Genomic DNA, 20,653 nt, shown 5'->3' with positions numbered 1-20,653 from the left:
CAATAACTCAAAAAAAATTACGTATGTGTTCCCGTCATGCCCCATTGCACAAATACACCGAAGCGGAAAGACCTATTGGTCCATCGAACATTGGCCCCTAAGTCAAGATAATATGTACCATCCCTATCGCCCTTCGCATAAACAAACCTAAAGCCCGCAGCCTGTGACCAACCAAATTCCCAAGGTTTATCATTACTCAAATCATAAATTAGGTAATCTACAATATGATGCGTTTCGAACAACCCAATCCCATCATCTCCAGTCAAAGGGTAGTAGGTGTTACCGAACAATAAATAATCCAGCCAAATTAAAAAATTGCCATTATGCTCAAAACTGCTAAAAAAAAGGATTGCAGCCAATATACCTTCGTCAGAAACCTTTCCCCCGTCAAAATCGATATCCGCAGCAACCCAAGGCACGCCAACAAGGACTTTATGCTTTATATAAAAATTCCTGTACCCCAAAAGATGTATGCTCAATACTGATGGTCCTGCGTAAGCAGCCTCTACCGTAAATCCGTACGGTGTATAAGGTTTCACATCATAGACATTGCAATTATAACAGTATTCCTGCAAAATGGGCTCGTTTACTTCGGCAGGCTGCGCAAAAGCATGTACCGTGAGCACGAAAAAGCAGAATAGCGCAAACAAATTCATTCTTTTAGAAAGCTTCACGGACAAAGTTCCTTCATTTTAAGCCAACAATAGGATTATACTATTTAGATCATTCGCTTAGCGTTAAAACTACTTCCTGGCAAACCGCAACCCCACCCAAATTGTATGAAGGTTGAACATGCTGTATTCCTTTTCAAATTCAACAGGATTTTCAAACGCCGCGGTCAAAGCAACACCCATATTCCATTTTTCGTTAACAGACCAAGTATGTCCCACATCAAAAGTGAGGCTGTAATTTGGGGCAGATGTTATCTCAATAGCACCATGATTCCTGTCTGCAACACCAGTCTTTTCCTCTTCTACCTGCGTCTCGATAATAGAAAAACCGAATGATGCGCCGGCATGGAAACCCGTCAAGGGCGATTCTTTTTTTGCAAAGGGAAATACCGTAAATCCGGCCCCAAAGAACAATCGCGTTGAAAAGGAATGAAGCTCACTATAGCGAAGATAGTCTTCATACTCCACTCTATGATTGTGGAACGCATAACCTTCATGGTCGCCATTGTATTCCACGGGTTTACTCATTACATAACAATCAAATACATGGAAACCTTCGGTGTACGCTCCCTGAATAACACCAAATACAGCCAGTTTTTCCCAGCCATACCCCACTTTCAAATCCAGCACTGGGCCATAGCCCACGTATTCCACCCTATCCCGCGGAGCATAATCCCCGCTAGGTCCCGTATCCTTGCAACCCTCAATGTCGAGGCATTCTCCAACATGGTCATCGGCCTGTTGCAACCTGCGAGGGCGTTCCTGTTCCACGTAATCCGCCTTGGCGATGCCCAAAGAACCTTCCAAATAAAGTCCTTTGGCCGAAGCTCCAGCGGCAAGAATAGAAATCATCAAAACACAGCTCTCAAAAATCTTTTTCATAAAAATGTCCTTGCAATATAGGTATATATATAAAATAATTTCTCAGCAACCAAACACTAGAGACACTTTGAATTTTTACTTATGACCGCCGAAAATTCCTAACTGCACAAATACACCAAAAAGAAAATGCTTATTTGTAATTCTTGCATGTGCTCCCAAATCAATATAAGCACCTCCATCTTTTGCGTTTCCCGAATAAACATACCTAAGTCCCACAGCTTGTGACCAACCAAATTCCCAAAATTCAGAATAAGCGGCACTGCTGAAGAGATAATCCACAAAATGATGCGATTCAAACAACCCAATTTTCGCATTTTGCGACAACGCCCAATAAGTATTGCCAATCAATATGTATTCAACCCATTCCGAAATCCTATCACGTTTTTCTCTGTTAATAGTAGGATCATTGGGATTTCCAGAAATCGACACAGATAAAATAAACGCCCACAAAAATTCATCCGAAACTCTTACCCCACCTGACCGAAATTCAACATCTACTGACACTACCGCATATCCAGTAGCAACAAACTCATTTCCCCATACCGCAGATTTATCACGCATTCCTAAAAAAGGGACTTGTATCACCGTTGGTGCGGCATAAGCTATTTCCATAACAAAACCGCTCGGGAAAAACTCTCTTTCTGCAATAGGAATTTCTTCAATCCCAGCATCAATATGTTCAACTTTATTCGTATCAACAACGCCGTTCGTATCAACATCAAGCACTAGAGAAATTTTCGAAAGCGAATCTGCATCCAGCGAGTCCTGCAAATTCTGCGCAGACGGCTGTGCAAAAACACATACCGCAAACATTAACATAAAGAACAAAGAAAATAATTTCATTCTATGATACCCAGCCATGCAACGTTCTTCATCATTCAATTACTAATACGTCTTATGGCTCTTTACAATATCCAAAAGCGTTTTCTCGATATTCGTCTCGCGATTTTTCTGGTTGACTTCAATCGTGAAATAATTATTGTTCTTCGTCATGAGTACCGCATACGCAACACCGTACGAACCGTTTGAAGTTACCATCCAAGCAAACGCATCGCCATCCTGCCTTTCGAATTTCGTCTCGCTATACTGAATCGGCTTATCAGAATTTTCAGCTTTAGTCATCGTCTTGTAATGATCGAAAAGCCCCATGAGAATCAACGAATCCGACTGGCCAAAATCCACACCGCTTTCGATTTCAAGGCTTTCGAATAAGCTCTTAGTCTGGCCTTCAATCGCCACCTTCACATACGAATCGGCCACACCTTCTGCAAGCTCGACCCGCGTATTTACACCTTCCTTCTTTTGAATTTTAAGAGGAGTCCATTCAGCAGACGGGAGTTCAAAAGTGAGCGGTTCAGGATACGGGACATCCAATTTAATCACCGGGCTCCCCGTCCAAAAAGACGTTGTCTTATGAAGAAAGATATCGTTATGGTTCTTGGCACAACCGCCAAGGAACAACAGCGAAACCGAAAATAGAAGTACAATAAATTTCCTTATTCTTTTCACGAACAAATCCTTTACTTTAAATATAATCTCGCCTGCACCATATAAGAACAAAAATATTTTACTTCTTGACAACATGCCCCGAGAGTTCACGGAAATCGCCTTTTTTATACAAGGTAATACCCGGCGAAACCAAGTGAAACACAGACTGTTCAGCAAGCGTTTCCACGTTGAACTCGAAAGAATCCAGGCGGTTGCGGTAGCTATCCGTAGAGTTGTCGAACGAAACCATGTAAGGCGGGAGCGGAATCTTGCCCTGGTTCGCAAGCGAAATCAGCTCGACACCGACCCTGTCGTTAGAAACAACCCACGCATCCACAGGCGGGATTTTTTTCACGAGCGTCATTAAAATTTGTCTATAAAGGGCATGTGCACGCGGTTCCTGCATAAAGTCATAAGGGCTCGCATGCGAGGCATCAGTCGCTTCGAACACCTCAAGCCCCACATTCTTGAGACCTTTCAAGCGGTCCCTCGACCACATGCTCATGTGATACGGAGAAACAAAGGCTATCCGCGTCAAGCCTTTTTTCTTCAGAAAACGCCCGACAATGCGTCCCGGGAACTCACCAAAGGCGAGGTTGAAAAACGCAAATCGCTTTTCTTTTTTCAACGCACGCGGAATGTCGTACAGCGGGTGCTCCCACCACACTGCTACAGGGAAACGCGTTGCCGCAAGTTTTGCAAATAGTTTATTGATATCGAATACGAGCATCGTCGAGACAACGGCTCCAAAGCAGCCTCGGCATTCTTCCAGCTTGATGCGGTTGCCGTTCGCATCCAAAAATGCGCCCTCTTCTTCGTAATAGCCAAGCGCCTTGACGTTTAAGTTATTACGGTGCGCTTCCACATACACTTTTCGCATAAACGAAAGTTCGCGTTCGCCAAGACAATTAAAATCCCCGTTAGGGTTGCAACGCATAATCAGGAGAATTTCTTTTGTCTTAGAAACCGCCAACCGGGCATCGACAAAATAATAACGCCCTTGCCCCCTGCGTTCCAAAATTCCATTTGCATGCAATGATTCCAGTGTACGCCGCATGGTCCCCAACGTCGTCGCATAAGACTGACACATGTCCTTGATTGATGGAAGCGGGCGATTAACCGAAATCTTTCCCGACTTCCAGTCCTCCAGCAGCAATCGCTCTACGCGTTCCGTTTCGAGTTCATGCGCAGGCACCTCGATTTTAGGTTTCATCCCCCAAAAATACCCGTTGCCATGTTCCCCATAAATCTTCCCCTGAGACGCCAGCTTCTTGTAAGCACGGAAAATGGTGAACGTCGACGCCCCCGAAGACGCCGCCACCTCGCGCACGGACGGGAGCCGATCCCCATCCTTGAAATTAGACGATCCAATCCACTTGCAAAAATCTTCGACTGTCATAAAAACGGTCCCTCACCTCATTTTATAACACTAGATACACTATAGCACGAACATACAAAAAATTCAGATACAGGGAAAGCCTAGTAACCTAATTTATGTAAGGAAACAAAATAAACTTCAACTTTTTGAATATCGAGGGCTACTATGTTCAAATCACTACTCTTCACATTGGGGATCTTGCCTATGACCGCTTTAGCATTCCAAGTCGGCGCCTGGGTCGGTGGCCCCGGCCAATACCCGCAGCCCACCCAAGAAAACGTGCAGGCATTCCAGGATTTGCAGGGCACACATATCGACCTCATCAGCTATTTCGCGCTCTTTGACGTGAACGACTGGAACGCAACCGAGGAATTCGCAAATGTTGCGAAAGACAACGGCTCCACGCTTGTGGTGACCTGGATGGCAAACGGCTACAACGCCCAGGATTTGGTGAACGGCAAGGCCGATGAATACATCCGCGAATACGCCAAGGGCGTCAAAGACTACGGCGAAGAAATCTGGCTCAGGCCGCTTCACGAAGCAAACGGCGACTGGTACGACTGGGGCGTAGGCAAGGCTGGCGCCGGAAACACCGACGCAAACGTCGCCGAAGCATTCCGTCATATCGTAAAAATCTTCAAGGAAGAAGGCGTAACGAACGTCAAATGGGTATGGACCACCAACGCCTCAAACGCAGGAAAGGGTTCGACGCTTACCGGCAACTACCCCGGCGACGAATACGTCGACTACATCTCCATCGACGGCTACAACTGGGGCAAATGCCAGAGTTGGTCTAGCTGGCAGACGTTCTCGCAGGTGTTCAAAAAATCCTACGACGCACTCGCCAAGATCAACAAGCCGCTCTTTATCGCTGAAATTTCCAGCTCCGAACTTGGCGGCAACAAGGCTGAATGGATTACCGACATGTTCGAGCACTTCGCGACCGACTTCTCCCGCGTATTCGCAGTGATGTGGTTCAGCCAGAGCAAGGAAGATAACGAAGGCGACTGGGCACTCAACACCTCGCAGGCTGCAGTTGATGCATGGAAGGCGGGCATCGCGAAGATGAAGGCCTTGGACAGCAGCACCTCCATCAAACCAGCCGGGAGGGCATCCAGCAGCTCCTTTCGCCTGCAAGACGGCAAGCTCTACATGCAGACCGGCAAAGCATTAAAGGCAAGCGTCGTGCAGTTTGACTACCAGGGCCGCGTCCTATGGCAGAGCCCGGTGCAGCACTTCTCCGCGGGCGTACACGCTATCGACGCCCCCAAGGCAAGTACGCGAAGCCTATTCAAGCTCTCCGTGAAGCGCTAAACAAAACTTATTCATAAAGCTCCTTAGACAACCCCCATTCTAGCCACCCCAAAGGTAACGCTAGAGTGGGAATTTTTTATTCCTACTAAGCTTCTCCAAACGGAATAGCCATAATCGCCGCTTTATGGAATCAATCAGAGCCGAGTTTTTGACCGATTGAAACGGCTCTTAGAATTTGTATGCACGCAAAAGGGAACATCACCAATAATTCTGATTTTCTGCGAAGAAAACGTGAAGAACGTCAAGTGGGTCTGGACCACAAACGTCACGAACCACGGCGAAGGCGCCACGCTCACGGGCAACTATCCCGGCGACGAATTTGTGGATTACTTTTCCATTGACGGGTACAACTGGGGCAAGAGCCAAAGCTGGTCCAGCTGGAAGTCCTTTGCGCAAGTCTTCGATGACGCCTACAAGGCACTCGCAAATATAAACAAGCCGCTCTTTATCGCCGAAATCTCCAGTTCCGAAAAAGGTGGATGCAAGGCCAAATGGATTACCGACATGTTCGAGCATTTCCGCACCGACTACTCACGCGTATTTGCCGTGATGTGGTTCAGCCAAAGCAAAGACTACGAAGGCGACTGAGCGCTCAACACCTCGCAAGATGCCGTCAACGCCTGGAAGGCGGGCATTGCGAAGATGAGAACAAAAGCTAAGGGATCCTAATCTATATATCAAACAGCTTACCTGGCAAAAGATGCCTTTGTTTTATCCTATACAAGCTCCAATCCATGAAAACCTTCATGGAATCGGACTTTATATAGTCACGCATAGTGGCATCCCTTAAATAAACGGATCTTTCCAAATTCATCGACTTAACAGTTCCAGGAAAATCGGCAAATTCATCAAAATAAGAATAATTCATGGTTGTCACAGTATCGCCCGAAACATAAAAAATCTTCATAATTCTTTCTTCACAAGCAGAATAATACAAGATTTTCCCAGCATCATCTTTAGGAGACAACTTCCATAGGCCATCTTCAAAAGTAGCTCCAGAATAGTCTTCCGGCGTTCCAACAAACTGTCTAAAATCCATAAGATTGGTTTCGGCATCAGACGAAGGTAAAACCTTTCCCGTTTTTAAATCAGTAACTTTTATACGCCCATTATTACGGACCGTTTCCGTTTGAACTAAACTGTTCTTGACAGTTGTAATCGACTTGTCAGGTCCCGCAGTAAGAATAGCCATCCCAAAATTCATTTCAAGAACTCCAGGAGAGTTTATATATATCTTCACTTGGTATTCAGAGGTATCTGGATACGCAGCCTTGCCTTGATTTTCAAAAACATCTTCCAAGCTCACGGTGCTTGGCTCTGGTCCACAAATTTTCACATAAACACTAGAAGAAGAAGCTTCGCTTGAAGAAGATATTGCGACCGAACTAGAAGAAAATACCTCGCTAGACGAAGACTCTAAGACAACACTTGACGACGATTGCACGGAACTTGAAGATTCAAAAAATTCAGCACTAGACGACAAACTTGCCGAGCTAGATGACGATGACAAAACAGAACTTGACGATAAAACTTTTGCACTTGAAGAAAAGCGTACCGAACTCGATGATTTCGATAATTCCTTACTTGACGATGATACGCCCTTTTTAGCAGATGAAGACTGAACATTTTCACTTGACGAAGACTGTTCCAAGTCAGAAGACATCGCAATTACATCAATTGGATTATTTATTGGATTCTCATCGCTACAAGCAACGAACAACAGAACAAAAACAATTGATAAATATTTATTCATTCTTTCTCCCTGAGACTACTTTGAATAATATAAAAAAAGGAATGACAAAACCAGGCTTTTCATACAAATACAGAAAAGGCTCCGCTTTTTGAGCGGAGCCTCTCTCTAGGATAATTCTGTGCTTGCGCGCAAGAATTAGAAACGGAAGTGAGCGAAAGCCTTGTTGGCTTCGGCCATCTTGTGCGTATCGTTCTTCTTACGGACTGCGTTGCCTTCGCTGTTCTTAGCGGCAACGAGTTCTGCAGCAAGACGTTCTGCCATGTTGGCTTCGTTGCGGTTACGAGCTGCATCGAGGAGCCAGCGGAGAGCGAGAGCCTTGGCGCGATCCGGAGCAACTTCCATCGGGACCTGGTAGTTTGCACCACCAACGCGACGGGACTTGACTTCGACACGCGGCTTGATGTTTTCAAGGCAGAGTTCGAACTTTTCGAGCGGGGTTTCCTTGCCTTCAACCTTCTTGTCGAGGAGGTCGAGAGCGGTGTAGACGATCTGTTCAGCGATAGTCTTCTTGCCCTGCTTGAGCACGACACCGACGAGTTCAGTGACGAGCGTGGAGTGGAAACGCGGATCCGGGAGGATGGAGCGATGGAGAGCCTTTCTTCTTCTAGACATAGATTACTTCCTTACTTCTTGGCCGGAGCGGCACCTTTCTTCTTAACACCGTACTTGGAGCGACCGTTCTGACGGCCGTTGACTGCCTGAGTATCGAGCGTACCACGGATGATGTGGTAGCGAACACCCGGAACGTCCTTAACACGACCACCGCGGATGAGCACGATGGAGTGTTCCTGGAGGTTGTGGCCTTCACCCGGGATGTAAGCGGTAACTTCCATCTTGTTGGAGAGGCGCACACGGGCAATCTTACGAAGAGCAGAGTTCGGCTTCTTCGGGGTGCTGGTGTAAACACGGGTGCAAACGCCGCGCTTCTGGGGGCAGGACTTCAAAGCTACGGAAGCGGTCCTGTTGCTGATCTGTTCACGTCCGTTACGGACGAGCTGTTGAATAGTTGGCACTGTTTAATCTCCTAGATTTTGGAGTGCAAATATAGTTTTATTTCCAAATATTTCAAGTACTTAGCTGTTAATTATCCGAATCTTCCTCGTCAGAAGAGCCGATTTCGTTATCCAGGAGCTGGATTCCGGAACCAGATTCATAATTTTCAGCCTGTACATTCTGCAAACGAGAGCGTTCTTCCATTTCGTCGGCATCGGCATCGATCACTTGGACGTTCCTCAAGTGACGGGCACCAGTACCGCACGGAATAAGTCGACCCATAATCACGTTTTCCTTAAGACCCATGAGCGGATCCACGCAGCCTTCGATGGAGGCGCGAGTAAGGATTTTTTGGGTTTCCTGGAAGGAAGCTGCAGAAATGAAGCTGTCCGTTGCCAAGGAAGCCTTAGTGATACCAAGGAGCATCGGTTGATACTTAGCTTCAGCCTTACCGAGAGCGCGCAGACGTTCGTTTTCGGTACGGAGACGGGTCTTGGAAATTTCTTCGCCCGGCAAGAGATCCGATTCACCCGGATCCAAAATGCGGACCTTACGCATCATCTGACGAACGATACATTCGATGTGCTTATCTGCAATAGCCACACCTTGCAGGCGGTAAACTGCCTGGATTTCGTTCACCAAGTGGCGCTGCACATCCTCGGGTCCGAGAACGTCGAGGATATCGTGCGGGTCCACACTGCCTTCGCTGATCTTCTGACCAGCACGGACACGGTCACCGTCATTGACCGCCAGATGGATACCACGCGGAACCAGCACTTTCACTTCGTTGCCATCCATCTGCTGAATAATAACTTCTTGGTTGTTGCGCACTTCGTTACCGTACTTGACGAGACCGTCAACCGGTGCGATGAACGCCTTGTTCTTCGGAACGCGAGCTTCGAAGAGTTCAGCGACGCGCGGAAGACCACCGGTAATATCGCGGGTCTTACCAGCTGCACGCGGAAGCTTTGCGATAACCTGACCGGAGGTAACCTTGTCGCCCTGATGCACGGCGAGGATAGCGCCGTCAGGCAACATGAAGTGGCCAACCTTTTCGCCACGTTCATCATTGATGATGATGACCGGACGCAATTGGTTCTTACCGTGCTGCTTGTCGCTGATGACGATCCAAGTTTCGACTTCGGTCATTTCATCGCGTTCAATACGGTAAGTTCTGTTTTCAATAAGATTGCTAAATGCGATCGTACCGGACACGTTCGTGATAATCGGGCTGTTATACGGATCCCATTCGAACATGCTTTCGCCCTTCTTGACGGTAGCATTGTTTTCGACGTGCAAGATTGCACCGTACGGAATCTGGTAACGACCCTTGTTAATGCCGGTCGTATCGAAAATAACGAGTTCGCCCATACGGGAGACGACAACCTTCTGGCCTTCGTGGTCGACTGTTTCGACCTGTTCGAGTTCGACGTGGCCATCGACTGCAGCCTTCTTGTCGCTTTCAACCGTCAAACGGGAGGAAGCACCACCGATATGGAACGTACGGAGGGTAAGCTGCGTACCCGGTTCACCGATGGACTGTGCAGCAAGCACACCAACAGCTTCGCCGAGGTCAACCGGACGACCGGAAGCAAGCATACGGCCGTAGCACTTAGCGCAGACACCGTTCTTGGAGTTACAGGTGAGCACAGAGCGCATCTTGATGTGTTCAAGACCCGTAGCAGAGATCTTCGGGAGGTCGCGTTCGGTCACGAGTTCGCCAGCCTTGACGATCACTTCGCCCGTCACCGGGTGCTTGATGTCATCGACCGGTGCGCGACCGAGGAGACGTTCTTCAAGAGGAATGACAGTATCGTCACCGTCCTTGAATGCGGAAACTTCGATACCGTCGGTAGTTCCGCAGTCCGGTTCGGTAATAACGAGGTCCTGGCCCACGTCCACGAGACGACGGGTAAGGTAACCAGCGTCAGCCGTCTTAAGAGCCGTATCAGCAAGACCCTTACGAGCACCGTGAGACGAAATGAAGTATTCCATCACGTTCAAGCCTTCACGGAAGCAGGACTTAATCGGGTTTTCAATAACTTCCTGACCACCGAGCTGCTTGATCGGCTTCTGCATCAAACCACGCATACCGGACAGCTGCTTAATCTGTTCACGGCTACCACGAGCGCCGGAGTCAGCCATCATGTAGACCGGGTTGAAACCGTCACGGTCGTGAGAGAGCAAATCCCACTGCTTGGCTGCGACATCGGACGTCGTCTTGGACCACACGTCAATCGTCTGGTTATAACGTTCGCCGTCAGTAATGACACCGTCTTCGTAAAGGGCGCGAATCTTGGAAACCTGTTCGGCAGCCTTGTCGAGCATTTCCTGCTTTTCCTTCGGGATCACCATTTCGGCGATAGCCACAGAAGAACCAGCGCGAGTAGCCCACTTGTAACCGTTAGCCTTGAGGTCGTCGAGGTAGTCGACGGTCACGCGGTTGCCGGTACGACGATAGAGGTCGTCGATGGACTTAGCAATCACCTTCTTGCCGAAGGTTTCGTTGGCGTAACCAAGAGCGTTCGGAACAAATTCGTTGAAGATGATACGGCCGACAGTCGTCTTGATGACGTTGTCTTCCTTAAGGGTGAGGAACTTAATCTTTTCGCCAGCCTTGACCTGGACTTCGAGATTGCCATTGTCATCAGCCATTTCGCGGATGCAGGTGCAATCCTTTTCGAGAGCGCCCATATAGATCTTGCGACCTGCCGGGAGCTTGAGGTAAACATTGGCGTTCAAATCCACGACGTCGTTTTCGTAAGCGCGGACGGCTTCGGCCGGGTCGTAGAAGTGCATGCCTTCACCCTTGCGGTTCGGACGCGGCTTGGTCAGGTAGTAGAGCCCTAGCACGATGTCCTGGCCCGGCACAGCGATCGGCTGACCGGAAGCCGGGTGAAGAATGTTGTTCGAAGAAAGCATCAACACGCGGCATTCGAGCTGAGTTTCGAAGCTAAGCGGAAGATGGCAAGCCATCTGGTCACCGTCGAAGTCAGCGTTGAATGCTGTACAGACGAGCGGGTGGAGGCGAATCGCGTTACCTTCGATGAGCTTCGGATAGAAGGCCTGGATACCCAAGCGGTGAAGCGTCGGAGCGCGGTTCAACATGACCGGGTGGTCTTCAATAATCTGTTCGAGAATGTCCCAAACTTCAGGACGTTCTGCGTCAACGTACTTCTTAGCAGACTTGAGCGTGTAGACAATGCCTTCTTCTTCCAAGCGCTGGATGATGAACGGCTTGTAAAGTTCAAGAGCCATGCGCTTCGGGAGACCGCACTGGTGCATGCGAAGTTCCGGTCCCACGACAATCACGGAACGGCCGGAATAGTCAACACGCTTACCGAGCAAGTTCATACGGAAGCGGCCCTGCTTACCCTTGAGGAGTTCAGCGAGGCTCTTGAGCGGACGTGCAGAACCTGCACGAGCGGTGCGGCGGCCGCTATCGAACAACTGGTCGACAGCTTCCTGGAGCATACGCTTTTCGTTGCAGAGAATCACGTTAGGGGCACGGATGTCAATCAACTTTTTCAAGCGGTTGTTGCGGTTGATGACACGGCGATAGAGTTCGTTCAAGTCGGAGGTAGCAAAGCGGCCACCTTCGAGCGGTACGAGCGGACGAAGATCAGGCGGGATAACCGGAAGCACATCGAGGATCATCCAGGACGGCTGGTTAGCGAGCAAGCGAGCTTCGTTCGGATACTTGTGGCGGAATTCTTCGTAGGCGTCGGCAAGCACAAAGTCAGAGTGCTTGGCTTCGTAGTCTACCTTGAATTCGGCGACAGCTTCGGCAAGACCCTTGAGCCAGGCCTTGCTTGCGTCGCGGGCCGGATCCGGATTCTTGTAGTAGCTGCGGAAGCTTTCCATCTGGGACTTCTTGAAGGCTTCGACGACCTTGAGGCGCTTCACAGCATCATCCTGCTTGGTCTTGGACTTGGAAGTTGCCTGCAAGCGGAGTTCTTCGGAGAGCTTGGTCAAGTCGACGCGGTCGAGCAACTGCTTGATAGCAGATGCGCCCATCTTGGCTTCAAATTCACGGCCTTCGGCAACGAGGTCCTGATACTGAGCTTCGTCGATCAGGGAGTTCGGTTCGAGGTCGGTCGTACCCGGATCAATCACCACGTACTTTTCGTAGTAGATGATATGGTCGAGGTCCTTAGTATTGAGGTTGAGGAGTGCACCGATGACGCACGGCTGGTTACGGACGAACCAGGTGTGGGTCAGAGGGATAGCAAGTTCGATGTGGCCCATGCGTTCGCGACGGACCTTGGAGTGAGTCACTTCAACGCCGCAACGGTCGCAGATGACGCCCTTGTAGCGGATGCGCTTGAACTTACCGCAGTTGCATTCCCAGTTCTTAACCGGTCCAAAGATCTTTTCGCAGAAAAGACCATCCTTTTCAGGCTTGAAGGAACGGTAGTTAATCGTTTCCGGCTTTGTCACTTCGCCATAGGACCAGTAACGGATCAGGTCCGGGGAGGCGAGATGAATAGAAATGTCGCCAAACTGTTCAGTCATTTCTTCAGCCATAATTACTTGTCTCCAGTGGTCTCGATATCAAGACCCAAAGAATGAACTTCGCGAATCATAACATTGAAGGATTCAGGGATACCCGGCTTCGGAGTATTCTGACCCTTGACAATGGCGTCATAGACCTTGGAACGGCCCTGTACATCGTCAGACTTGACGGTGAGGAGTTCCTGCAACGTATAAGCGGCGCCGTAAGCTTCCATAGCCCACACTTCCATTTCACCGAAGCGCTGGCCACCGAACTGGCTCTTACCGCCAAGCGGCTGCTGCGTCACGAGAGCGTAGCTACCGATAGAACGTGCGTGGATCTTGTCGTCGACCAAGTGACCGAGCTTGAGGTAGTACATGTAACCGATGGTCACCGGGTTCAGGAGGGCTTCACCGGTCTTGCCGTCGTAAAGCTTGGCCTTACCGATAATCTTGTTGTTATCCGGATCCATTTCGTAGTTCACGATCGGGTTCTTCTGGTAAGCCTTTTCGAGTTCCTTGCAGATATCTTCGAACTTGGCACCGTCGAACACAGGAGTCGTCACCTTGAAGCCGAGAGTCTTTGCAGCCCAGCCCAAGTGAACTTCAAGCACCTGACCGATGTTCATACGAGAAGGCACACCCAGCGGGTTCAGAAGAATCTGGAGCGGACGACCGTCTTCAGTGAACGGCATGTCTTCGACCGGAACGATTCTCGAGACGACACCCTTGTTACCGTGGCGACCAGCCATCTTGTCACCGATGGAGAGGCAGCGCTTCTTTGCGATGTAGACCTTGACGCTCTTCAAGACGCCCGGCTTGAGTTCGTCACCCTTCGTGACCTTGTCGATTTCCTTTTCCATCGTGCGGGTAAGGGTATCGAGGTTGTCGCGGGCGACGAGAACGAGAGAGAGCACCTTGTCCTGGAGGTCATCGTCATCCACAACGAATGTGGAGTTCGGAGAGACCTTCGTCACGTCGATGAATCTGAGGTTCTGTTCGTTATAAGTCTGGCCTTCGCGGATGAGGAGTTCGTGAGTTTCGTTGTCCATGACCTTGCCAGCAGACTTGCCTGCGAGGAGGTCGAACAAGTGTTCACGGCATGCATCCTTGATGCGGTCGATCTGGCTCTGGAAATTCTGACGAATTTCTTCGATCGTTTCCTGATCCTTTTCCTTGCTCTTCTTGTCGGCCTTGTCCTTCTTGCTGAAGATACGGGTTTCGAGCACGACGCCCTTCATTCCCGGAGGAGCCTTGAGGGAAGAGTCACGCACATCGCCGGCCTTTTCGCCGAAGATGGCACGGAGCAAACGTTCTTCCGGAGTGAGTTCGGTTTCGCCCTTCGGGGTAACCTTACCGACGAGGATATCGTCCGGACCGACTTCAGCACCGACGCGGATCACGCCGTTTTCGTCGAGGTTGCGGAGAGCGTCTTCACCGACGTTCGGAATTTCACGAGTCAATTCTTCCGGACCGCGCTTGGTGTCGCGGACTTCCATTTCGTATTCTTCGATATGGATAGAAGTGAACGTGTCCTTGATGGCAAGTTCTTCGGAGATAATGACAGCGTCTTCGTAGTTATAACCGTTCCACGGGAGGAAGCCGATGAGGATGTTCTTACCGAGAGCCAGTTCGCCATGGTCAGTAGAAACACCGTCAGCCAAGACGTCGCCGACCTTCACAAAGTCGCCCACGTTCACAATCGGCTTCTGGTTAATGCAGGAATCCTGGTTAGAACGTTCAAACTTGCGGAGCGTGTATTCGTCAATCGGATCCTTGCCGAGGAATTCATAGTTTTCGCCAAGGCCAGTGAGCGGTTCAAATACGCCGTTCACCATATTGCCGCGCTGCACCGTGATGTGGCGAGCGTCAACAAACGTGACCTTACCGTCGTGCTTGGCGCGGACAACCGTACCCGAGTCGAGAGCGGCACGGCGTTCGAGGCCAGTACCCACGACCGGAGCTTCGGCGCGGAGCAGAGGCACAGCCTGGCGCTGCATGTTAGAACCCATCAATGCACGGTTAGCGTCATCGTGTTCAAGGAACGGGATAAGACCAGCAGCCACAGACACGATCTGCATCGGGGCCACGTCCATGAGGTCGATACGTTCGGTTTCGGTGTCGCCGATGGCGATGGAATCCTGCTTCATCAAGTGCGGATATTCGCTCTTGTCACGGACGATGACATAGCCGTCCATGTCGCCCTTGAAGCGGTTGTTTTCGTCAAGTTCGGTAGAAGCCGGAGCGACCTTGAAGGAGTCTTCTTCATCTGCAGTGAGGTAGCTGATGTAGTCGGAAACGATCTGTTCCACGACGTCGCCCACCTGCACGTAGTCCGGAGTGCCGTCGAAATCGTCGAGGGCGAAGCCGTTCTTGCAGTAAGAAACATTACCGTCGGCATCCTTGAGCTGGAAGACCTTGTTCACGAAGCCTTCGAACAATTCGCGCTGGCGGTTGTCGAGGTTCAGGCGGACAGTGTCAATTTCCTTCTGGGTGAGTTCAAGTTCCACGAAGAGGTGCGGATCATGAACGAAGCCCTTGAAGATGCCGAAATGCCACTTTTCTTCCGGGAAGTAGCACTTGTTGCCCTGAGCGTCCTTGAATTCAACGAGACCCACAATACGGTACGGGGTTTCGATGAAGCCGAAGTGGTTCACCACGGCGTAAGATGCGAGGGAGTTGATAAGACCGATGTTCGGACCTTCCGGAGTTTCGATCGGGCAGAGGCGGCCATAGTGCGTGTAGTGAACGTCACGGACTTCGAAGCCTGCACGTTCACGGGTAAGGCCACCAGGACCGAGAGCGGAGAGACGACGCTTGTGAGTAAGTTCAGAAAGCGGGTTCATCTGGTCCATGAACTGGGACAACTGGCTCTGGCCAAAGAATGCCTGGACGACAGTAGAGACCATGCGAGTATTCACGAGTTCGCGCGGAGTCGTCTGTTCTTCTTCGGAATGGAGAGAAAGGTTTTCGCGGATGACGCGAGACATACGAGAGAGGCCGACGGAAATCTGACCGGCAAGGAGTTCGCCCACGGAACGTGTACGACGGTTGCCCAAGTGGTCGATATCGTCAAGAGTGTAGCCTTCGTCGCCGTTGAAGAGGCCGACCATGTATTCGATGATAGCGAGGAAGTCAGTCTTGCTCATCGTCATCTGGGTCACAGACGGCATCTTGAATTCGTTGACGCGGTCGAAGCGTTCAGCAACTTCCTTAACCTTGGCAAGAATAGCAGCGGTGTAAACCTTTGCGTTCAAGCGGTAACGACCGACTTCGCCAAGATCGTACTTGTGCGGGTCGTTGAGGAAGAGTTCGTCGAAGTAGCGTTCGGCGGTCTGGAGGTTCGGAGCTTCTTCCTGCTGCTGGTGGGTCACGGAGTAGACGGCCTTGAGGGCGTCTTCGCGGGACTTCGTCTTGTCGGCAGCGAGCGTGTAGTGGATGAGGAGGTTGTCTTCTTCCTTGGAAAGCACGGTGATCTTTTCGACACTGCTTTCGCGGAGGCGTTCGAGCTTCTTGTCGTCGATGACAGTGTTAGCTTCGAGGATGATTTCACCCGTTTCTTCGTCAACGACATCGTTGAAGATGATGCGGTTGATGAGGGTGCAGACACCTTCCTTGTCAAAGTCATTGAATGCGGCATCGTCGAGAACGATTTCGTCGGTCTTCTTGTAGAAGAGGTTCAGGATATCCTGAGTCGTTTCGAAGCCGATGCAGCGAAGCATAGCGGTAGCGGCGATCTTCTTCTTGCGGTCGATGATGAGGTAAAGGATGTCGCCTTCGGTGTTGAATTCAACCCATGCGCCGCGATGCGGAATAATACGGCTCTTGTAGTCAGAGCGGCCATTGGGCTGCATTTCTTCGTCAAAGCTCACACCAGGAGAACGGTGCAACTGCGAAACGACGACGCGTTCGGCGCCGTTAATGATAAACGTTCCGTTCTCGGTCATGATAGGAAGTTCGCAAACCAAGACATCGTTCTTGATTTCTTCCTTGAGCTTGCTTTCTTCTCCGTCCTTTTCAAACACCTGGAGGGAGAGAGTTGCAAAAAGTTCCATGGAATACGTGAGACCGCGCTCACGGCATTCGGGGATGCTGTATTTCGGGATGCCGAAATAATATCCTTCATACTTCAAGGAATACAGATCCTTGTCATCGGTGATCGGGAAGATATCGCGGAACACGCGTTCAAGCCCGACGTTCATCCTTTTTTCTTGCGGAATGTCCTTTTGAAGGAATTGCTCGTACGAAGCCTTCTGGACTTCGATCAGGTACGGGAGTTCCAGGTGGAACTTGTTGGAGGAATAGGATTTTCGCTCCGTCGTCATTAGAAATACCTCATCCGGTGAAGAGCCTAATAATAGTCAAAAAACACCAAAAGCCCGCACTGTTGTGCAGGCAATTGGTAAGGAAGAATTAATGCAGCAAAAGCATTACTTAAGGGTAACCTTTGCTCCGAGTTCTTCGAGTTTCTTCTTGAGAGCTTCGGCGTCAGCCTTCGGTGCAGCTTCCTTGATGACGCTGTTGGCAGTTTCGACGACCTTCTTGGCTTCAGCGAGGCCGAGACCCGTGATAGCGCGAACTTCCTTGAGGATAGCCATCTTCTTGGCCGGATCGATTTCGGCGAGGATGACGTCGAATTCGGTCTTTTCTTCAGCAGGAGCTGCAGCAGCTGCAGCCATAACTACAGCGCCACCGGCAGCGGCTTCGATGCCGTGGGTTTCTTTAAGGTAGTCAGCCAAAGCCTTGGCTTCGAGAAGGGTAAGACCAACGATTTGATCGCCCAATGCCTTGATATCAGTTGCCATGATGTGTTTCTCCGATTATTCCGTTTAAAATTTTTGGTTTGTGGTTTGTTGTTAAGCTTCCGCTGCAGCAGGGGCTGCTTCGGAACCCGATTCTTTTTCCAGTTTTTCCTGGAGGGTCTTGAGCTGACCGGCGATCGTGGAGCCAGGTCCGAGAGCGATAGAGACGATCATTGCGATCATGCCCTTACGATCCGGAATCTTGGAGAGGTTCACGACTTCGGAGCCCGGCATTGCCTTGCCATCAAGGTAAATGCTCTTGGCAACCAAGAAATCAGGGTTTGCTTTGTGGAATGCTTCAATTTCGCGAGCCGGCAGGAGCGGGTCTTCTTCGAAACCGACCATCACAGACGTTGCGCCAGTGAGGGAGTCGTTGAGACCTTCAACCTTGAGTGCTTCGAGAACGCGCTTGAGAAGAGTGTTCTTCACAGCGTGGTACTTGACACCCTTAGCAGCGAGGGCCTTGCGGAGGGCATTGTCCTTATCGACAGTGATGCCCTGGAAATTGAGCAGATAGACGGCGGTAGCGCCCTTGAAGGACTCGACGAGCGCGTCCACGGTCTGTTGTTTTTTAACTACAGCTTTCATGGTTTCTCCTAGCGCGTCAGTGCCATATCAAGTTTGATGCCCGGGGCCATCGTAGCCGTCAATGTGAGGCTCTTGATGTAAGTGCCCTTAGAAGATTGAGGCTTGTTCTTCACAACAGAGTCGATGACAGCCTTCGTGTTTTCAACGAGCTGATCGGCAGTGAAGGAAAGCTTGCCAACCGGAGCGTGGACGTTTGCGCCCTTGTCAACGCGGTAGGAAATCTTACCGGCCTTGAGTTCCTTGACGGTCTGAGCGACGTTAACAGTCACCGTACCAGCCTTGGGGCTCGGCATCATACCACGAGGACCGAGGACACGTGCGACCTTACTAATCACCGGCATCATGTCGGGAGTAGCAACGACGGCGTCGAAATCCAGCCAGCCTTCCTGAATCTTCTGAACCAAGTCGGCACCACCAGCGTAGTCAGCACCTGCGGCTTTGGCAACTTCAAGGTTGTTGTCCTTGCAGAACACCAAGACGCGGACCTGACGACCGGTACCATGCGGAAGCACGACAGTGCCACGAACCACTTGGTCGGAATGTTTTGGGTCCACACCGAGATTGAAGTGTACTTCGACCGTCTGGTCGAACTTCAATTCGGACTTTTTGAGTATTTCGATTGCTTCCTTCAAATCGTACGCTTTGGTGCGATCGAAAGATTCAGCAATCTTTTTGTATTTTTTTCCTCTGAACATGAAATTTTCCTGTCAGATACGTAACGGTGAATTACCTGCCTCAGTCAACCACTTCAATACCCATGGAACGAGCAGTGCCCGCAACCATGCGCTTGGCGGCTTCGAGGTCGATTGTGTTTAGATCCGGCATCTTCTTTTGGGCGATTTCCGTGATCTGGGCTTGAGTGATCTTGCCAACTTTCTTACGGTTGGGTTCACCAGAGCCGCTCTGCACGCCAGTAGCCTTCTTGATGAGGGCCGGAACCGGCGAGACCTTCGTGATGAAGGTAAAGCTCTTGTCAGCGTAGACCGTGATGACGACCGGCACAATCATGCCCTTGTCATTCTGAGTCTTTGCGTTAAACTGTTTGCAGAACTCCATGATGTTCACGCCCTTCTGACCAAGGGCAGGACCTACCGGAGGAGCTGGGTTAGCTGCGCCACCGGGAATCTGGAGCTTAATATAACCTGTGATTTTCTTTGCCACTGTATTATCTCCGTTTCAAAGACCGTATCAATTATGCGTCGGCGGATTCGACTTGGTTAAAAGCGAGTTCGACTGGCGTAGAACGACCAAAAACGGAAACCATGACCTTAATCTTGGCTTCCATAATTTCATCTACGACGCCCACAAAGCCCTTGAAAGGACCTTCCTTGATGCAGACATTTTCGCCAATTGTATACGGAATTTGGATCTCGCCTTCGATGGAGTTTTCAGGATCAACACCCAGAAGACGATCGACCTCGCTCTGACGAAGCGGAATAGGTACTCGAGAAGCGCGAGTCATTCCGCCGAAATGGGTGACACCATTGATGGTGGACACCAGGTGCTGGGTGAGCTCGTCCAGCTCCATTTCAATAATGATATATGCAGGAAACAAATTTTGGACGCTAACACGACGCTTACCGCGAACGTTGGAAACAACTTCGCGGATAGGTACGAGTATACGTCCAAATTTATCTTGAACGCCTTCGCGCTCAATCATTTGCTCAAGGCGTTTCTTGATATTGTTTTCTTGACCGGTAAAGGTGTGAACGGCATACCACTGCATGGACATACACTAACCTCTACCCATAATGAAATTTACAATCCAAGAGAGCACAAAGTCGAGCCCTGCAATATAGAATCCCATGATAACGCTAAAAAGCATTACAACAAGAGTAGAACCCTTAAGTTCTTCCCAGGTGGGCCAAGTAACCTGTTTCAGTTCTTGGACAGATTCTGATACATATTGCTGAACCTTACGCATTTTTTCTCCGGGAAGTGAGCAGGTCGAGAGGGACTCGAACCCCCAACCAACGGTTTTGGAGACCGTGACTCTACCAATTGAGCTATCGACCTATTCGGACTTCCTTACTTGGATTCCTTGTGAACAGTATGCTTGCGGCAGAAGCGGCAGTACTTCTTGTATTCCACGCGGGAAGGATGAAGACGCTTGTTCTTGTCGCAATCATAGTTGCGCTGACCACATTCTGTGCATTCAAGCACGATGAGTTCTCTGGGCATTTTTTACTCTATTACTTGATGATTTCGGTTACAGAACCTGCACCAACCGTGCGACCACCTTCGCGGATAGCGAAGCGGAGCTGCTTTTCCATGGCGATCGGAGCGATGA

Annotated in this window: 20 protein-coding genes and 1 tRNA gene; 2 read left to right on the top strand and 19 right to left on the bottom strand. The window is 50.0% G+C overall.

What is annotated here, in order from left to right; genetic code table 11:
* Positions 1-17: 17 nt before the first annotated feature.
* From B7990_RS10785 to B7990_RS10765, 5 genes are all read right to left on the bottom strand, one after another.
* Positions 18-674: a hypothetical protein gene (locus tag B7990_RS10785; RefSeq protein WP_141099265.1), complete on the bottom strand. Its 657-nt coding sequence runs from the start codon at positions 672-674 to the stop codon at positions 18-20.
* Positions 675-743: 69 nt separating this feature from the next.
* Positions 744-1,553, bottom strand: coding sequence for a hypothetical protein (locus B7990_RS10780; protein WP_088640958.1), 810 nt, complete (start codon positions 1,551-1,553; stop codon positions 744-746).
* A gap of 75 nt (positions 1,554-1,628) precedes the next feature.
* The gene (locus B7990_RS10775; RefSeq protein ID WP_254917487.1) at positions 1,629-2,435 is read right to left on the bottom strand and encodes a hypothetical protein; all 807 of its coding nucleotides are present in this window, start codon (positions 2,433-2,435) and stop codon (positions 1,629-1,631) included.
* Between the two features lie 3 nt (positions 2,436-2,438).
* Positions 2,439-2,936: a hypothetical protein gene (locus B7990_RS10770; protein WP_254917486.1), complete on the bottom strand. Its 498-nt coding sequence runs from the start codon at positions 2,934-2,936 to the stop codon at positions 2,439-2,441.
* 184 nt (positions 2,937-3,120) lie between these two features.
* Positions 3,121-4,440: a GntR family transcriptional regulator gene (locus B7990_RS10765; RefSeq protein ID WP_088640957.1), complete on the bottom strand. Its 1,320-nt coding sequence runs from the start codon at positions 4,438-4,440 to the stop codon at positions 3,121-3,123.
* 144 nt (positions 4,441-4,584) lie between these two features.
* Between B7990_RS10765 and B7990_RS10760 the strand changes: the two genes are divergently transcribed.
* Both B7990_RS10760 and B7990_RS10755 read left to right on the top strand, forming a co-directional pair.
* Positions 4,585-5,733, top strand: coding sequence for a glycoside hydrolase family 26 protein (locus B7990_RS10760; protein ID WP_088640956.1), 1,149 nt, complete (start codon positions 4,585-4,587; stop codon positions 5,731-5,733).
* Positions 5,734-5,889: 156 nt separating this feature from the next.
* The gene (locus B7990_RS10755; RefSeq protein ID WP_254917485.1) at positions 5,890-6,321 is read left to right on the top strand and encodes a glycosyl hydrolase; all 432 of its coding nucleotides are present in this window, start codon (positions 5,890-5,892) and stop codon (positions 6,319-6,321) included.
* 82 nt (positions 6,322-6,403) lie between these two features.
* On the opposite strand, the gene B7990_RS14855 is transcribed toward B7990_RS10755, so the two are convergent.
* The 14 genes from B7990_RS14855 to B7990_RS10685 form a co-directional block, all read right to left on the bottom strand.
* Positions 6,404-7,486: a hypothetical protein gene (locus B7990_RS14855; RefSeq protein WP_141099264.1), complete on the bottom strand. Its 1,083-nt coding sequence runs from the start codon at positions 7,484-7,486 to the stop codon at positions 6,404-6,406.
* A 135-nt stretch (positions 7,487-7,621) separates the two neighbouring features.
* Entirely contained in the window at positions 7,622-8,098 is a 477-nt protein-coding gene (gene rpsG, locus B7990_RS10745; RefSeq protein WP_072829989.1) for a 30S ribosomal protein S7, read from the bottom strand.
* A gap of 11 nt (positions 8,099-8,109) precedes the next feature.
* Positions 8,110-8,499, bottom strand: a complete 390-nt coding sequence (gene rpsL / locus B7990_RS10740) for a 30S ribosomal protein S12 (RefSeq protein ID WP_015731968.1) — start codon at positions 8,497-8,499, stop codon at positions 8,110-8,112.
* Between the two features lie 67 nt (positions 8,500-8,566).
* On the bottom strand, positions 8,567-13,006 hold the full coding sequence (gene rpoC, locus B7990_RS10735; RefSeq protein WP_088640954.1) for a DNA-directed RNA polymerase subunit beta': 4,440 nt from the start codon (positions 13,004-13,006) through the stop codon (positions 8,567-8,569).
* Between the two features lie 2 nt (positions 13,007-13,008).
* A complete protein-coding gene (gene rpoB, locus B7990_RS10730) occupies positions 13,009-17,298 on the bottom strand; it encodes a DNA-directed RNA polymerase subunit beta (RefSeq protein ID WP_088640953.1) in 4,290 nt (1,429 codons plus the stop codon).
* A gap of 105 nt (positions 17,299-17,403) precedes the next feature.
* A complete protein-coding gene (rplL, locus tag B7990_RS10725; protein WP_015731969.1) occupies positions 17,404-17,778 on the bottom strand; it encodes a 50S ribosomal protein L7/L12 in 375 nt (124 codons plus the stop codon).
* Positions 17,779-17,829: 51 nt separating this feature from the next.
* Positions 17,830-18,363, bottom strand: coding sequence for a 50S ribosomal protein L10 (rplJ, locus tag B7990_RS10720; protein ID WP_014545988.1), 534 nt, complete (start codon positions 18,361-18,363; stop codon positions 17,830-17,832).
* 8 nt (positions 18,364-18,371) lie between these two features.
* Positions 18,372-19,058, bottom strand: a complete 687-nt coding sequence (gene rplA, locus B7990_RS10715; RefSeq protein ID WP_088640952.1) for a 50S ribosomal protein L1 — start codon at positions 19,056-19,058, stop codon at positions 18,372-18,374.
* A 40-nt stretch (positions 19,059-19,098) separates the two neighbouring features.
* Positions 19,099-19,524, bottom strand: coding sequence for a 50S ribosomal protein L11 (rplK, locus tag B7990_RS10710; RefSeq protein ID WP_014545990.1), 426 nt, complete (start codon positions 19,522-19,524; stop codon positions 19,099-19,101).
* Positions 19,525-19,555: 31 nt separating this feature from the next.
* Complete coding sequence (nusG, locus tag B7990_RS10705; RefSeq protein WP_088640951.1) at positions 19,556-20,095, bottom strand: transcription termination/antitermination protein NusG; 540 nt, start codon at positions 20,093-20,095, stop codon at positions 19,556-19,558.
* A gap of 3 nt (positions 20,096-20,098) precedes the next feature.
* Positions 20,099-20,287 carry a preprotein translocase subunit SecE gene (secE, locus tag B7990_RS10700; protein WP_014545992.1) on the bottom strand — a complete coding sequence of 63 codons (189 nt, stop codon included), beginning with the start codon at positions 20,285-20,287 and terminating at the stop codon, positions 20,099-20,101.
* A 19-nt stretch (positions 20,288-20,306) separates the two neighbouring features.
* A tRNA-Trp gene (locus tag B7990_RS10695) sits at positions 20,307-20,379 on the bottom strand.
* Positions 20,380-20,391: 12 nt separating this feature from the next.
* Positions 20,392-20,544 carry a 50S ribosomal protein L33 gene (gene rpmG, locus B7990_RS10690; protein ID WP_088640950.1) on the bottom strand — a complete coding sequence of 51 codons (153 nt, stop codon included), beginning with the start codon at positions 20,542-20,544 and terminating at the stop codon, positions 20,392-20,394.
* A gap of 11 nt (positions 20,545-20,555) precedes the next feature.
* Positions 20,556-20,653, bottom strand: a 98-nt coding sequence (locus tag B7990_RS10685; protein ID WP_141099263.1) for a hypothetical protein, incomplete at its 5' end; no start/stop codon positions are given.

The organism is Fibrobacter sp. UWB4 (assembly GCF_002210345.1).
Classification (GTDB): Bacteria; Fibrobacterota; Fibrobacteria; order Fibrobacterales; family Fibrobacteraceae; genus Fibrobacter.
The sequence above is the reverse complement of the archived record's forward strand: the minus strand, read 5'-3'. Positions and strand labels throughout refer to the sequence as shown.